Source organism: Mucilaginibacter sp. P2_D11 (assembly GCF_056404435.1).
This window is the reverse complement of record NZ_JBFUEA010000010.1, coordinates 249,218-264,452: the sequence shown is the minus strand read 5'-3', so window position 1 is coordinate 264,452 and position 15,235 is coordinate 249,218. Positions and strand designations below refer to the sequence as shown.

Here is a 15,235-nt window from a genome sequence, read left to right as displayed (position 1 = left end):
CTCCTGATTAATGCCTTAAAATGCTGCTACTTTGAATTAAGTGAGTGATAGCCTATCCTACCAATAGACCGCCACATTGCCAGTTCTTCCTTATACCGGTCGTTAATTACTTCGCATTTAGCATCAATACGCATAGTAGGCCGGTCTGTCAAATTATAGGCTGGCCATTTCGGCACATCCTTGGCAGCAGGCTTACCGGTCTTTGCAAACGTAGTCCAAAGTTCGGCCATGTGATGCGATGCAACAAAGCGTTCAGGCTTGTTCCCGCTTAAAAAACCGGCCGGTGCGCCTGGCACTTCGTTATTAAATTTGAATGTGATATCCATAGCATGCGGCGTGCCCAATGGGTAATCGGTACCCGGGATCTTTGCTTCGGATTTATAACAAAAATTGTATAGGTACACAGGAGCGCCCCCCTGTTCTGCTTTCCTTTCTGCGATGGCAATGGAGCCAAGCCCCATCATATTAATTGATCTTACAGCCATCCAGATATCCGTTGCCGATGCATTCGGTCGGGTTTGCCTGTACGTCGCAATAATTTTTTGCGTATCGGCTCCGAACTCCTGTTGGAAATTTGCTTGCAATGCTTCAAATGTAAAATCCTTTTGAAGGGGAGCGGTATCACGCGAATACATTGCAAAAAACGCCCATTCATCTTCATTCCACCCCGTCATGAGCGGCTTGTCCTTTGAAATTTTCGGCGCAAACGGGTCAAACGGGTCATGGGGCAGTGCAACCCCGTCAACCACAGGCGCAAAATTGTTTGGAACGAACCCTACAGCACCGTTTTTTTTAACGTAGTCGGTATTAGCCATAAGGCCGGGAATTTTATTTTGAACATCCATCAGGTCTTTCACGGGGACATCGAGTATTTTTTTCCAGTCCTTTGCATCGATACCCAATTCCTTAAATACCAGTTTCGTCATTTCTATTGCCGCCTCTTTTGGCATCATCCTTAGGCCAGGCCCGCTTTCAATTGAAGCTTTATTGAAATATGGCGCTGCAGCGGGCATAGCATATAAACAACTCGTTTTTGCGCCTCCGCCCGATTCGCCCCAGATCATCACATTGTTTGGGTCGCCTCCAAAGGCCGCAATATTCTTTTTCACCCATTTTAAGCCGTCGACAATATCCAGAAGGCCATTATTACCAGAACCGGCATATTCCGGGCCTGCAATATCTTCCAGGTACAGAAAAGCCATTAGCCCTAACCGGTGGTTTGTTTCTACTACGACCACATCAAAAAAGCGGGCGAGGTTTGAGCCATCCTGATCAAGGGCGCCACCAGAGCCGTTAGAAAAACCTCCTCCATGATTGTAAAACATCACAGGCCGTTTCTTATTATCATTAGCTGGCGTCCAAACATTTAAAAACAAGCAGTCTTCAGCCGGCTTAGGTTCGTTTACGGCACGAGACTGAAATTGAGGTTGGATAGAGGGAGCACCGAGTTGTAAGGCGTCACGTACCCCCGTCCAGGGTTTCAAGGGACCTGGCCTTGTAAATCGCCTGTCGCCCGAAAGGCTACCGGCGTAAGGAATGCCCTTGAATAAACAAACCCCATCCTTTCTGATGCCCCTGAGTTTACCCTCAGCGGCTTCGGCGATTACGAAATCGTCTTCAGTTGGGACTGAAGAACTCGCGAATTTGGGGAGGGTGATCGCAGCAGTAATAACTGACAACTGCCCTAAAAATTTTCTTCTGCTTGATATGTACATAACTTTATGTTAGGTGGCGCTTCATGAAATGTTACCACGCTTCATTATTGGCCTGATATTAGGATGGAAATCAGTGTTAATTCTTTGTTTTTTGGGCCCCATCCCAGTGTTCTGCAAGCTTTCCATTTTCTATGCGGAACATATCGAACCAGGTGGATGTGTACGTTTTTGTGCTGTCTGCAGGGTCTGGCAATTTTGTGGCAAAGCTTATCACAACCAAATCACCTTCTGCAACAATAGCGACTACCGGCGCTTGTATGGTATCCACAATTGGTTTAGGTTTTGCAAACTTTGAAAATACTTCAACAAACCCTTTTCTGCCTGTTGGAACATTTGGATTATGCTGCATATAGGTTTCGGCGAGATATTTATCTGCGAATTCGAGATGGCCGCCTTCCAAAATTTCACGCCAGCAATCGTACACCAGCTTTTTATTGGCTGCAAGTTTAGGATCGCTGCTTTGTAATAATGTTTTTTGATTTGCGAGCGGCATGACCTGCAATTGTGCAAAAATGTCATTTTTAAATAAAGCCATGATGGCTATAGAAAGTATAATAAATTTTTTATGCATTTGTAATTTATTGTTAGCGTGTAAAGAAGTTCCGTTGATCATTAGTAAGAAAGCAAAAACATTTTAGATGCAATGCATTACTGTGCTTTTGCAAACTCACCATCAGCTGCGATCTCTACCTCGTCGCCTACAAGTACCGTAGGCGTGTTTGCCCCAATATTAAAGTCTGACCGCTTTAATGTACCCCGTAATTTAAAACCGGCATCGTTTTGCTTGCTATTTGGGTTCTCTTTTGTGCCCCGGTACCAAAGATCCATCGTTACAGGTTTTGTAACACCATGCATGGTAAGGTTGCCGGTGAGCTTATACTTGTTCGCTCCATCTGCCTTTAATGATGAACTTTTGAAAGTGATAGCCGGGTATTTTGCAGCATCAAAAAAGTTAGCACTTCTAAGGTCATTGTCGCGCATTTCAACTTCGGTGTTGATGGAGGACACATCTGCCGAAAGTTCAAAAACGGCATCGCTAAAATCGGGCTTGCTTGCAGTTATGGTAACATTAAAATTTTTGAACAAACCATCTACGTCCGAAAGCAAATGATGGGTAACGGTAAACTTAAGTTTGGAATGCATTTTATCATTTTTCCAGGTGACCGTTTGGGCAAATAACGAGGTTTGCAGAAGCAGGATAACTCCTGATAGTAATAATTTCTTCATGTTTAATAATTGGTTTGAATCCAGCTAAATGAAAACTTCAGCGCTGCCAATTGCATTGGAATGCTTAATTTGACGATAAGAAGCTTCGGGGTAAAAATAGAAGGGATTGGGTTCCGATATCTTGATTCGAATCAAGAAATTATATTGATTTTGGTCAATTGGCCGATAATCATACTTCAGCCTTTTTTACAAAAAGCCTTTTTCTGACACGACTTAGCGTTTCGGGGGTTAATCCGAGATAAGAAGCGATCATATGTTGTGGCACACGCTGGGTAATATCCGGATATATGCTTAGCAGCTTGGTGTATCTTTCATCGGTCGACAGGGTGAACATGTCTATTAACCTTTTTTGCAGCGAAATATATGCACCCCGATACTGGGTGTAGTTAAACTTGAAAAATTCGGGAACAGCAGCCTCCAGGTAAACGTGCGCAGTTTTGCTTATCAATATCAATTCAGAATCTTCTACTGCATCAATATTCAGATCGGATTTGTCTTCATTTATAAAACTGGATATATCAGATATAAACCAACCCTCCGGCGCAAATTGTATAATGTGTTCGTTATTTTTCTCATCTACCAAATACGAACGCAGCATGCCTTTACTCACAAATACCACCGATCTGCAAGTTTCTCCCTCCTGCAAAAAGTACTGATGCTTTCTTAATTTCTTTACAGTAACATGCTGCCTGAAAATTTCTTTTTCAGTTTCTGTTAGTGTTACCCATTTTGACAGCTTATCGAAGAAAATATCCAGCATATTATTTAAACCACTAATTTAACTTTATTTGGCCGATTTAATTGCCTCTTTCGGCTATGGTTATACTTATCCTAACACCTGGAGTGATGAAAATTTGCTGAAACAGTTCGTTGCCAAAACTCAGGACTATAATAATCGTGCTGGTTCGACTCCGGCGCTGGGTACTGGCCTGTGGTGAAACCGTTTTTTTTGTTTTCACAGGCTTTTTTTATTGTGAATCCATATCGGGCCAAGTACAAGATTTTGCCGTAGCCGTTTAACGGTAGACCAAAACTCAATGGGAAGACGCTTGGGAATTTAATTAGTCGTGGTTTTCTTCAGCAACCTTTTTAAGATCGTCCTTATTAAGAATGGTTTTCTTTTCGTAATGCTCTAAATGAAAAGCTTCCAACTTCTGCAATAGATATTGTAGTGTGAATTTTTCGGATACCGTCAATCTGCCTGTAATAATTTTACCCACGTAGTTTGTATGCGTAAAAACCTGGAATAATAATTTTTTTCCATCATCGGTAATGGCTATGTGTTTGCTTCTTTTATCCTTTTCGTCATCCCATTGTCTTACAAGTCCCGAGGCTATCAAGCGTCTGATTACCTCCGTGCCTGAGGTTTTTTCTTGCAAATTATGGCTGATCAATGCGCTTTTAGACAGGTGTGTATGAGTGAGCAAAATTGCTAAGGCTGTGAAATCTTCGGCGGTTTGCAGCGGGGTTCCTTCCAAAGCCTTTTTTATATAAGACTTTGCATAGCGGCTCATAAAAACAAATAAACGGCCAATGTTATTATCCAACTGATAAGCGATATCTAATGCTGCACCATCGCTTTCACCAAATCTCACCTCATTGTTTACCCTATACGCCGTCGGATTGTTCGCGTTATTCAGCAAAAAACCGGTAAAATCCTGAATTGAAACTTCTCGCCCCTGGTTTTCCTGTTCCAGTTCTTCTACAAGGTTTAATAATTGATGAATGAGTTGGTATGATTGCATGATGCTATATATTTTATGACTACCGGCTAATCGTTCAAATTTAGTAACTTTTAATTGGTACAGGTTTTAGCGTTTTAGAGGCAGCACGGCCGTCCATAATTTTCACTATGCAGCTTGAAGCTTTTCACTATTTCATTTTTAACATGAAAATGTATTACTGCTAAATGCCATTACATATTTGGTGGTTAACCAGGTCGCTCCTGCATGCCGAAAAACGCAGCCGATAAAATAGCAATATTGATGAGCAAAATGATTTTAATTAATTTGAAAGTAGATTTCCAACACCTGTTCCAGGCATATTTTAAACCAGGGGGTGTATTGATCCGCCTGTTCAAACAATTCAAATATTAAAACATCGGTATCCATATACCTGAAATCGGCAACTTCCGTCGCGTTGGGCAAGGGCAAATCGTCGCTTATGCCCATAAAAACATGGTCGTATTCATGCTCAATCAAACCATTCTCAAATTCGTGGCGATAACTAAACTGGAAAAGCTCCGTAAGTTCACAATTGATTCCCATTTCTTCCTGTAAGCGGCGATGAGCAGCATTAAGCGTAACTTCGCCTAAATGCGGATGGCTACAACAGGTATTTGTCCATAGCCCGCCCGAATGGTATTTATCTAAAGCTCTTTGCTGAAGCAGTAATTGACCGTTGTTATTGAATATAAAAACAGAGAAGGCGCGGTGCATGGTCCCTGTACGGTGAGCGGCCATCTTTTCCATAGTACCTCTGGTTTGGCCATCGGCATCTACTATCATTACACTATTTTTCAATTTTTCAGTTGTTTAGTTCTTTCGTTTACCCGCAGCTAAGCCAGATGAACAGTTAAAAATCATTGCGTATGGTAATCAATAGCTCTCCATCCTATAAAAACCAGTTGTTTGTATTGCAAAAGCGCCCAGCGGTAACACCCAAAGCCAAACTAAACAGCTCACAATACGTTCAATTTGTACCTGACCAATGAGTCGAACATTAAATAAAACTTGTGGCCGTTAGACACCCGTATCCTTCCCGACATCACTTTTTCTGCAGGTACTTTGGCAATCTTACGAAATAACTGCTTGTAATAAACGTAGGCCAGGTAAACGCCTTTGCGGCAGGAACGCGGCAATTGCCTTATCCCGACCAGAGCCTCATTAAACTCTGTAAGGATATCCTGTTCGATAGCCCTTTTATTTTCATCAGAGAAATCAGACAGGTTAATGTTGGGGAAATAAGTCCGGTTCAGTTCCTGATAGTCTGCATTAAGGTCCCGAAGAAAGTTTACTTTCTGAAAAGCAGACCCTAATTTCATTGCCGGTGCCTTTAATTTCTCAAATTCATCATAGTCGCCATTGGTGAAAACATGTAAACACATTAAACCTACTACCTGAGCAGATCCCATAATATACTGCTGATATTTAACTGCGTCATACGCTTGTTGTTGCAGATCCATTTCCATGCTGTTCAAAAACTCCTCGATCAGGTGGTGACTAATACTAAATTTATTAATCACCCGCTGAAATGAATTAACCACGGGGTTAATACTTATCCCCCGCTTAATTGCCATAAAAGTTTCTGATTTCAATTCTGCGAGCATTTGCGATTTTGGGTAATCATGAAAACTATCCACAATTTCGTCAGCCAGTCTTACAAAGCCATAAATTGCATATATAGGTTCACGGATTTCTTTTCTTAAAAAAAGGATACCCAGCGAAAAACTCGTGCTATAAAGCCGCGTTGTTTCCATGCTGCATTTAGCAGATAAAGTATCAAATCGTTCTTTCATCTTATCATAGCGGTATTAATGCATAATCAGGCCGAAATCTTGTTCGAATAATACAGGGCGGCACTCCTGCCTGGAATTAAACTGTGGCGTTTCACAAATTCCGGTCAAATATAAAACAATTTGGTATCATAATCTCATTATTAATTCAAAATTGTACTATATTGAATCGATGTTCCTGACTTAAATACCGGTCTTAGTTACATAATAAATCGTTTTATTACTATTCTCACCAAACACCAGCTATATTTATCCGACGATAAAACTGATTAAAATGCCTACGATCAAAGCCGCTTGTCTTTTTTTGTTCTGTTTGTTGTTTGTCACGCCCTCCATCGCCCAAATTAAATGGCCGGATGGTCAGCTGCTGCCATCTTTCCCGGCTCCTGCGCAGGTACAGGATTTGATCATGCTCCGCGATAGCTCTCCTTACTCCTCGGCAGAAATGTACCTGTTTGCTTCGCTGAAGGGTTTGGTGAATCGCAAAAAACCACGTATTTTCTCTTATGAGGGTGATGCTTTGGCCGAAGGGCCGCATACCTGGCTACAATCCCTTGGTTTGAAGTGGACTGACCCTACCGACAAATGGGACCTGATTACCAAATACCGTGGTGAAATTTCGGGTTTGATCGTTTATGATTCCGCTCAGGTACATACCATTAACCTGGCTATGGTGCTTGCAAAAAGCAAAGGCGCTTTAATTGCCTCGCCCTTATTATTGTCCAAATTAACGGCCCCTCCTTATAATTTACCCATCTTGATTGATTTGCGGGGAAAATTCAACAGTAAGCTAGCCGTTTACCAATCGCTATATGATACCTATTGGCCCACTCTTGACCACCGATTACTAATCGGGTTAAATCCGGGGGTGCATAAAGCGGCTCTTCGCGAATATGCAATAGCAGTAGGCGCTGCGGTAATATGGCTCGACCCTAAAGTGGCTGGCGAAAGTGAACTGCTGGACAAATTCTTGTCTTCCATGTCGCCCGGTGCAAGCTTTATGGGCTGGTGGCCTGAGGAAGCGCCGGGAATAGAGCGGGCTTCCAGGTATGGCATCGCAACCATCGCGAGCGATTGGAGCACCAACCTAACGGTGCATAGCGGTACCTCCCGAATCGTACATATAAAACCAATTCCGCCAAAGCCGGCGCTCAAAAACAAGATTTATGTTGCATTTATATTAAGCGACGGAGATAATTTACAATTTATAGAGCATGCGATGCGTAAACTTTGGGATAACCCCGACCGGGGCGCTGTCCCGATGGGTTGGACGGTGTCGCCTGCTATGTTGGATGCCATGCCCGGCGCGCTTAACTATTTTTATCAAACTTCTACAAAAAATGACAATCTGATTTCGGGGCCTTCCGGCTATGGCTATACTTATCCTAATACCTGGGCCGATGAAAATTTGCTGAAACAGTTTGTCACTAAAACCCAAGACTATAATAACCGCGCTGGTTTACGGGTAATCACCATCTGGAACACGATTACCGGCGGTATCAACCCTAATGTTGGGAAGATTTATGCAGGCGAGGCAAAATCCTTACTCGGCCTAACTGCCCAGAACACCGGAGGCGGGCTCACTATCTATAACAACAGCTTGCCCGGGATGGCGCTTTCCTGTAACTATTGTACAACCGAAGAGGCGATGAAAGACCATATCGCCAGAGCCGCCTCCGGTTGGAACAGGGTTTCGCCACGTTTCGTAATTATACAGGCGCAACCCTGGCAGGGTGTATCGCCAACAAGTTTTAAAAATGTGGCTAATTCACTTAATGAAGATTATGTAATCGTACGCCCCGATCATCTTTTTCAGCTTATCCGGGAGAAAAATGGCCTGTCAATTAACCCGAAGTAGGTACGCGCTGAGGTGAACAGCCTATAATCTATTACAGGAAACCTTGGGATTGGGCCATATGATGCGGGCACGTTTATCTCCTATTACTTAAATTCAGGGCTCTTTGTATCCGTGGCCGGTTGTATCGTTGCAATAAAACCGGGTAAAGATTTAATAAAACGTTCAATACAAGTAACCACAACGATTTGATAACTCCAAATTTGAATGCCACGAATACATTAAACCCCAGCACGATAAACAAAATAATGAGGTGTCCCAGTTCGTTCTTTTTTGTTTGATAATGCAAATTCGCCAAGGCTTCTGTGTTTTTACCTACAGGGTTAGCTTTTTTATTTAGCTTCTCCCAGCCAATCCACACAAGTAATTTCCTAAAAAAATTCACCCCAAAACGCTCGTATATTTTCCCTCCCCGCTCCCATTCCTTTTCATTATAGTGAGAAGACGTAAGCTTACTTTTTAATACTTCCGTAAAAGCGAGTACCCATATCATCAACACAAAATTCAGCGACCATGCGAAGGAAAGACCATCCATTTTGATATATTTAACCAAGGCATAAATGGAAGCAATCGCAGCTATTGCAATTAAAATTAAGGATAAGGATTTTTTCATCTATTAATTCGGGTACGATTCTCAGATGCCGCACACCGCCCAAATATAACAAGTGGTTTTTTATTTTTTTGGATGCAACCCTTTAGCTATTTATCACCAAAGTATCTTTTTAGTATATTAATATTACAATCGTGATATTTGAATATATTTATACCGTATATATTTGCCCTCCCCCTTGAGCAAATGCCATTGATTAAAAACTCTAGTAATGAAAACAAGACAGCACCATTTTGTAAACGGCGGATGGGTGGATGGACCGTCGGGCCCTGACCCGAAAAAATCCCAGTTAGTATTGGTATTCGGTTCGCCTGCGGTTATAACCCAACCCGAAATTTATAAGCATCTACGGTCAGTCTATACGCATGCGGATATCGCATTTTCATCAACGGCCGGCGAAATACTGGGCGATGCCGTTTACGACGATAGCGCAGTGGTTACCGCTATCGAATTTGAAAAAACAAATATTAAAAGTATCAAAACCAACATAAAACACCATGTCAATAGTTTTGATACCGGCTTATTTTTAATGCAGAAACTCGCTGCTGAGGATTTGAACTGCGTATTTGTGATATCAGACGGTACTTTTATCAACGGCAGCGAACTGGTTAGCGGCCTCAATAAAGATAATAAGCACCGCGTACCTGTTACCGGTGGTTTGGCCGGCGATGCTGCACGTTTTGAGAAGACGCTAACAGGTTTAAACGAAGCGCCATCGCAAGGAAACGTAATAGCTATCGGTTTTTACGGTACGGACATCCGCATAGGCCATGGCTCGGTTGGCGGTTGGGATGAGTTTGGCCAGGAACGCACCATCACCAAATCGAATCAAAATATATTGTTCGAAATAGATAATAAAAACGCACTCGATCTTTATAAAGAATATCTGGGCGATTATGTTGATGAACTGCCAGGATCGGCATTGCTGTTCCCGCTGTCTTTACGCCATAAAGATGGGCAAAAGGTGGTACGCACCATTTTGAGTATAAACGAAGAGCAAAAATCGATGACTTTTGCCGGTAACCTGCCCGAAGGAAGCAAGGTAAGGTTGATGAAAGCCAACTTCGATAAAATAATCGAAGCATCGTCAAAAGCGGCCAACTTTGCAGGGATAGAAGCAAGCGCACCCGACCTCGCCGTGCTCATCAGTTGCGTGGGCCGCAAGCTCATCCTGCATGAAAGGACGTTCGAAGAGCTCGAAGCCGCCAAAGAAGTACTGGGCGATGCTACCGCCATAACCGGTTTTTATAGCTATGGCGAAATATCTCCGTTTAACGATAGCGTACAATGTGAACTGCATAACCAAACTATGACCATCACCACATTCACAGAATTTTAGCCTACAGGAACCACGTATGGAATATCACTACGTTTTAAGTAAACAGATAAAAAAACTTCTTCCGGACGAATACCTGGAAGACCCTGTAATGAAGAGCTTTTTGGAAACGGTAAGTAACTCATACGCCTCTCTCGAAAAAACAAAAAAGTTATCAGAACATGCCTTTGCTGTAAGCGAGCGCGAATACCAGGAAGTGAACAACTTTCTGCTTAAGGAAAATGAGATCAAACACAAATCTATCTCCGAGATAAAAAAGGCTATCGCCTCCTTATCGCCCGATGCTGTTACAGAAAAACACCATAGCGACGACGACCTGATCACGATAATCAAGTTTTTGCAGAAACAGATAGAAAAAGCAAAAGAATTGGAAAATCAGCTCATTATTTCGAAAGATGTGGCCGAAAAGGCAGCGCTGACGAAGGCCCAATTCTTATCAACCATGAGCCATGAGATACGCACACCGATGAACGCTGTTATTGGTTTTACGCACCTGCTGCTGCAATTGCAACCCCGCGAGGACCAGATGGAATACCTCGGCATGTTGAAGTTTTCGGCTGAAAACTTGCTAGTGCTGATAAACGACATACTGGATTTTAGCAAAATTGAAGCGGGCAGAGTAGAATTTGAAGAAGCCGATTTCAGCATTAAAGATCTGGTGGGCAATATACGCCTGGCGCTACTGCAAAAAGCGCAGGAAAAACACATCCAAATTAAACTGTTGATAGACCAGGAATTACCCAATGCTATTAAGGGCGATCCGGTAAGGCTTGGCCAGATCTTAACCAACCTGATAAGCAATGCCGTTAAATTTACCAAAGAAGGCAAGGTAACTATCACTGCTTCACTGAATGAACGCACCGACGAATATACCGTTATAGACTTTGAAATAACGGATACAGGCATAGGTATCGCGGCTGATAAAATAGAGAATATCTTTGAAAGTTTCACGCAGGCAAGTTCAGACACCACTCGCAAATTTGGAGGTACTGGCTTAGGGCTTACCATTACCAAAAAACTGCTGGAACTGATGGAAAGCGAAATAAAGGTTGAGAGTACCGTAGGCAAAGGTTCTACCTTTTACTTCAGCCTTAAGATGAAGAACAGCGACAAGCAGTTCGCCTCAAAACCCATTAAGGAAAGCAGTTTCGAAACAAAAAGCCTTAAAGGTGTAAAGTTGCTGATAGCCGAGGACAACCAGATAAATGTTATACTGGCCAAACAATTCATGAAGCTTTGGGATGTAGATTGCGATGTAGCCGAGAATGGCGAAATAGCCTTAACGCTTGTGCAAACAAATGACTATGATATGGTGCTGATGGATTTGCAGATGCCCGAAATGGATGGCTACCAAACCACCACGGCCATACGCAACCTGCCTCATGAGAAATACAAAAATTTACCAATAGTAGCGCTTACGGCTTCGGCTATGCTGGATATTAAAGACCAGGCCTTTGTAGTAGGTATGAACGATTACCTAAGCAAGCCCTTTAATCCGGACGACCTTCATCGAAAAATAGCTCAATACGCAAGGGCAATAATTTAGGGATTCCATTGAGTACCTGCTACGCCGGTTGTCTCAATTCAACCTGTACTATGTCCCGATTGCCCCTAATTGCGGATGAATTAATCCGCTAACTTTGGATTATTATGAAACTTCTCCTCACTTCTGCCGGCATCAGCAACAAAAGTATCCATAACGCATTGATAGAACTGCTGGGCAAACCAATTGCCGAAGCCAGCGCGCTTTTTGTGCCCACGGCCATATACGGCATACCGGGCGGGGCTCAAATCATACAAAAAGTAATTAGCGGCACCTTAGGCGATCCATTTTGCCAGTTGGGTTGGAAATCTCTGGGCGTGCTCGAGCTAACAGCACTCCCAAGCATCAAACAAGAGCTTTGGGTACCCATGCTGCAGGAAACCGATGCCTTGCTCGTAGGCGGCGGCGATTGCCAGTACTTATGCTATTGGATGCAGCAATGCGGCCTGACCGATTTGTTGCCATCGTTATTAAAGAAGATGGTTTATGTTGGCCTTAGTGCAGGCAGCATGATCATGACGCGCTACGGAACAACCTACGGCAACCATACCCTACCCGCCGAAAGCGATAAATCGCTCAACCTGCTTAATTTTGCTATCCATCCGCATCTGGATCATGAATGGTTCCCGAGCAATTCCCTGGCCAATATCCAAAAACTCGCCGCTACCCTACCCATGCCGTCTTACGCCATAGATGACCAAACCGCCATTAAAGTAGTTGATGGTGCTGTAGAAGTCATCTCCGAAGGGAATTGGAAACTATTTACGCCCTGATATTTAGGTATTTTTGGCTAAATTTACTGCATCCGGTTATTCGCGCTGGCGTTTTATGTCCGGTTTTTGCCATTATAACAAGCCTGCCTCCATTAGATGTTTAGTACAAAAGGTGTATTGATTATTTACCTGATCGCCGTTACGATATTTTTGTCGTCGCTATCATTTGCGCAGGAAAATATCGGGTTCGAAAAAGGCAACTTCGATAACTGGGATTTTGCAATAGGCAAGCTGGAGGCCGATGGCAGCGTAACCGCCTACAACGCTTTTGCCGACCCGAACAGTTTTAAAATGTTGATGAAAGACCAATCGGGGCTGAAAGATGATTACGGTGGTTTTTCCATCTTTTCGCCAAACGGGGGCAAGTACAGCGTAAAGCTGGGCAACACCTTATATGGCAACAGGGCGCAGCAAATGTCATACAAACTTAAGGTGCCGCAAACCGGCTCAAGCAGCATTATTTTTAATTACGCTGTGGTGTTAGTGAGCCCCGGGCACGAGCCTAACCAGCAGCCGCGTTTCACCGTGAAGATTTATAACGTTACCGATGATAAATACCTGGCCTGCCCCTCTTTTGATTTTATCTCTTCGGCAAACCTGCCGGGCTTCAAATTGGTGAGCGATAGCGTGTTTGTTAAACCCTGGTCGTCGGCTACCATCAATCTTACGGGCCTCAACAATAAAGAGATAAGAATAGAGTTCACCGTAAACCACTGCTTTTTCGGTCAACATTTTGGCTATGCGTATATTGATGTGAACGAAAATATAGGCGCTGCGATAGAAGGCAATAACTATTGTACAAACCAACCAGCCATTACCTTATCAGCCCCACCGGGCTTTGCCAGCTACTCCTGGTCAACTGCCGATTTTAAAACGCCCATAGGCACAGGCCAATACCTAAGCATACCGCCTCCGCCAGATCAAACTAAATTAGCTGTCCTGGTAACGCCTTTTAATGGCCTTGGCTGCGCCGATACGCTGTACACGACGGTACACGATATCAATGCCGAATTTAAATTTGTGGCAAAAGGAACCATAGCAGGTTGCCCGGGCACCGCTATCGACCTTACGAAGGCCAGCGTAACCGCCGGAAGCAGCCCGGGCCTGAAGTTTGATTATCTTACAGATGCATTTGAATACTTACCCTCGCCCGACCATATAACCCAGGCAGGCCTTTACTACATCAGGGCAACAAACCCGGGCGGTTGCAGCAACCTGCTGCCTGTAACGATTACTTTCGGGTTGCCGGAGTTAGCGATCAGCAACCCGGCAGTGGTAACCTTCCCTGCTACCGTCGATTTATCCCGAAGCTTTACGCCGCAAGCATCAGTAACTTATGGCTATTATACAAACGAAGCGGCCACCATACCAGTCTCGGATTACGTATCCGTGCAAACCAGCGGAACGTACTTTATTAAAGCAGAAAGCGCCGAGGGCTGCGTAAATATCCAGCCGGTAGTTGTTACCGTGCAGCCGCCTGCCCCGTTTACCATAACCGCACCCAATACCTTTACGCCCAACGGCGACGGCATAAACGATTATTTTGCCACAACATCTACCGGATACGTATTGTTTAATGGCTTGAGCATATACAACCGCAACGGAACGCTCATATTCCATACTACAAACAAAACGCAAACCTGGGATGGGCGCATCAAGGGGCAGCAGGCAAGTACCGGTACCTATTATTGGGTATTTGAGGGGTATGATAATTATCACCACAAAAAGATTAGCGAGTCTTCTTTTATCACGCTCATCAGGTAGGCGTGGTATCGTATTTATCCCATCCGGCACAAATTGGCTATCTTTAACCATGCAGCACCAGGAATTCGAATCGCCGCCAGAGCTACGCGCAGCAATAAAATGCTTTTGGCACAACAAGGGCGATTTTGGACAGCAGCCAACAAGTTTTGAGGTTATACCGGACGGTTATGCCGAAATTATATTCCATTTTGGGAGTGGATGCAGCATTTCAAAAAAAGGCACATTGCAGGAATTGCCTTCGCCGTTTATGATGGGCCTGCTTAATACCCCGGCTGTTTTTTACACGCATGGACTGTTACAGATTATCGGTATCAGGTGCTACCCCTGGGCGGTGTTCGATCTGCTTGGGCTACCAGCGCGTAAGCATGGTGTACAAACATTTGATCATCCCATTGCCCAACTAAACCCTGTATTAAAGGCTTCTATAGATGCCGGCGAAATAGATGAAGCCATAGCAATAGTAAAAAAGTATTTCCTCGATGCCCAATTGGAGCTTGCGCCCAACGGTATGTTATCCAAAGCAGGCCTGGCCATGCGGCGGGCAAACGGCAGCTTACCGGTAAGCCAGGTGGCGGCGGCAGCCCATGCCACGGTGCGCACGCTGGAGCGGGGCTTTAAGCAATCATCGGGCCATACGGTTAAAGATGTATCAGCTCTAATCCGTTTCGAGCAGGTAAGGAACCATTTATGGCTCCATCCGGAGGCCAACCTTTCCGGCCTGGCACATGAACTGGGCTATACCGACCAATCGCACCTAAGCCGCGAATTTAAACGCTACAGCGGCACTACGCCGGCGGCATTTTCGCGGAACACCAAAAAAAGCAAACAGGCTTTGGGCAGCGATTTTGTCGCATTTATACAAGCCTAAGACCTGGGCATCCTGCACCTTTGCGTATCA

General features: G+C 44.0%; 15 protein-coding genes. 7 read left to right on the top strand and 8 right to left on the bottom strand.

Annotated features, from left to right (window positions below):
• Positions 1-26: 26 nt before the first annotated feature.
• From AC1DXC_RS17590 to AC1DXC_RS17575, 4 genes are all read right to left on the bottom strand, one after another.
• A complete protein-coding gene (locus AC1DXC_RS17590) occupies positions 27-1,715 on the bottom strand; it encodes a carboxylesterase/lipase family protein (protein WP_477460477.1) in 1,689 nt (562 codons plus the stop codon).
• 76 nt (positions 1,716-1,791) lie between these two features.
• Positions 1,792-2,328: a nuclear transport factor 2 family protein gene (locus AC1DXC_RS17585; protein WP_477460476.1), complete on the bottom strand. Its 537-nt coding sequence runs from the start codon at positions 2,326-2,328 to the stop codon at positions 1,792-1,794.
• A 35-nt stretch (positions 2,329-2,363) separates the two neighbouring features.
• Entirely contained in the window at positions 2,364-2,942 is a 579-nt protein-coding gene (locus tag AC1DXC_RS17580; RefSeq protein WP_477460475.1) for a YceI family protein, read from the bottom strand.
• 169 nt (positions 2,943-3,111) lie between these two features.
• Positions 3,112-3,702, bottom strand: a complete 591-nt coding sequence (locus tag AC1DXC_RS17575) for a Crp/Fnr family transcriptional regulator (protein ID WP_477460474.1) — start codon at positions 3,700-3,702, stop codon at positions 3,112-3,114.
• 28 nt (positions 3,703-3,730) lie between these two features.
• Between AC1DXC_RS17575 and AC1DXC_RS17570 the strand changes: the two genes are divergently transcribed.
• On the top strand, positions 3,731-3,880 hold the full coding sequence (locus AC1DXC_RS17570) for a hypothetical protein (protein ID WP_477460473.1): 150 nt from the start codon (positions 3,731-3,733) through the stop codon (positions 3,878-3,880).
• Positions 3,881-4,003: 123 nt separating this feature from the next.
• Here the strand turns inward: AC1DXC_RS17570 and AC1DXC_RS17565 are convergent, their stop codons facing one another.
• The 3 genes from AC1DXC_RS17565 to AC1DXC_RS17555 all read right to left on the bottom strand — a co-directional run bounded on the left by AC1DXC_RS17565 (position 4,004) and on the right by AC1DXC_RS17555 (position 6,459).
• On the bottom strand, positions 4,004-4,687 hold the full coding sequence (locus AC1DXC_RS17565) for a MarR family winged helix-turn-helix transcriptional regulator (protein ID WP_477460472.1): 684 nt from the start codon (positions 4,685-4,687) through the stop codon (positions 4,004-4,006).
• 255 nt (positions 4,688-4,942) lie between these two features.
• Positions 4,943-5,464, bottom strand: coding sequence for an isopentenyl-diphosphate Delta-isomerase (gene idi / locus AC1DXC_RS17560; RefSeq protein ID WP_477460471.1), 522 nt, complete (start codon positions 5,462-5,464; stop codon positions 4,943-4,945).
• Between the two features lie 158 nt (positions 5,465-5,622).
• Positions 5,623-6,459, bottom strand: coding sequence for a phytoene/squalene synthase family protein (locus AC1DXC_RS17555; RefSeq protein ID WP_477460470.1), 837 nt, complete (start codon positions 6,457-6,459; stop codon positions 5,623-5,625).
• Between the two features lie 271 nt (positions 6,460-6,730).
• Here AC1DXC_RS17555 and AC1DXC_RS17550 point away from each other — a divergent pair, with 271 nt between their 5' ends.
• On the top strand, positions 6,731-8,314 hold the full coding sequence (locus tag AC1DXC_RS17550) for a hypothetical protein (protein WP_477460469.1): 1,584 nt from the start codon (positions 6,731-6,733) through the stop codon (positions 8,312-8,314).
• Positions 8,315-8,387: 73 nt separating this feature from the next.
• Here the strand turns inward: AC1DXC_RS17550 and AC1DXC_RS17545 are convergent, their stop codons facing one another.
• The gene (locus AC1DXC_RS17545; protein WP_477460468.1) at positions 8,388-8,924 is read right to left on the bottom strand and encodes a glycosyl-4,4'-diaponeurosporenoate acyltransferase CrtO family protein; all 537 of its coding nucleotides are present in this window, start codon (positions 8,922-8,924) and stop codon (positions 8,388-8,390) included.
• Between the two features lie 208 nt (positions 8,925-9,132).
• On the opposite strand from AC1DXC_RS17545, the gene AC1DXC_RS17540 reads away from it, so the two are divergent.
• The 5 genes from AC1DXC_RS17540 (at position 9,133) to AC1DXC_RS17520 (ending at position 15,205) form a co-directional block, all read left to right on the top strand.
• Positions 9,133-10,260 (top strand): FIST signal transduction protein, encoded by a 1,128-nt coding sequence (locus AC1DXC_RS17540; RefSeq protein ID WP_477460467.1) that lies wholly within the window; start codon positions 9,133-9,135, stop codon positions 10,258-10,260.
• 16 nt (positions 10,261-10,276) lie between these two features.
• Positions 10,277-11,803 carry an ATP-binding protein gene (locus tag AC1DXC_RS17535; protein ID WP_477460466.1) on the top strand — a complete coding sequence of 509 codons (1,527 nt, stop codon included), beginning with the start codon at positions 10,277-10,279 and terminating at the stop codon, positions 11,801-11,803.
• A 104-nt stretch (positions 11,804-11,907) separates the two neighbouring features.
• A complete protein-coding gene (locus tag AC1DXC_RS17530) occupies positions 11,908-12,573 on the top strand; it encodes a Type 1 glutamine amidotransferase-like domain-containing protein (RefSeq protein ID WP_477460465.1) in 666 nt (221 codons plus the stop codon).
• A 96-nt stretch (positions 12,574-12,669) separates the two neighbouring features.
• Positions 12,670-14,337, top strand: coding sequence for a T9SS type B sorting domain-containing protein (locus AC1DXC_RS17525; RefSeq protein ID WP_477460464.1), 1,668 nt, complete (start codon positions 12,670-12,672; stop codon positions 14,335-14,337).
• 49 nt (positions 14,338-14,386) lie between these two features.
• A complete protein-coding gene (locus AC1DXC_RS17520) occupies positions 14,387-15,205 on the top strand; it encodes a DUF6597 domain-containing transcriptional factor (protein WP_477460463.1) in 819 nt (272 codons plus the stop codon).
• Positions 15,206-15,235 lie beyond the last annotated feature (30 nt).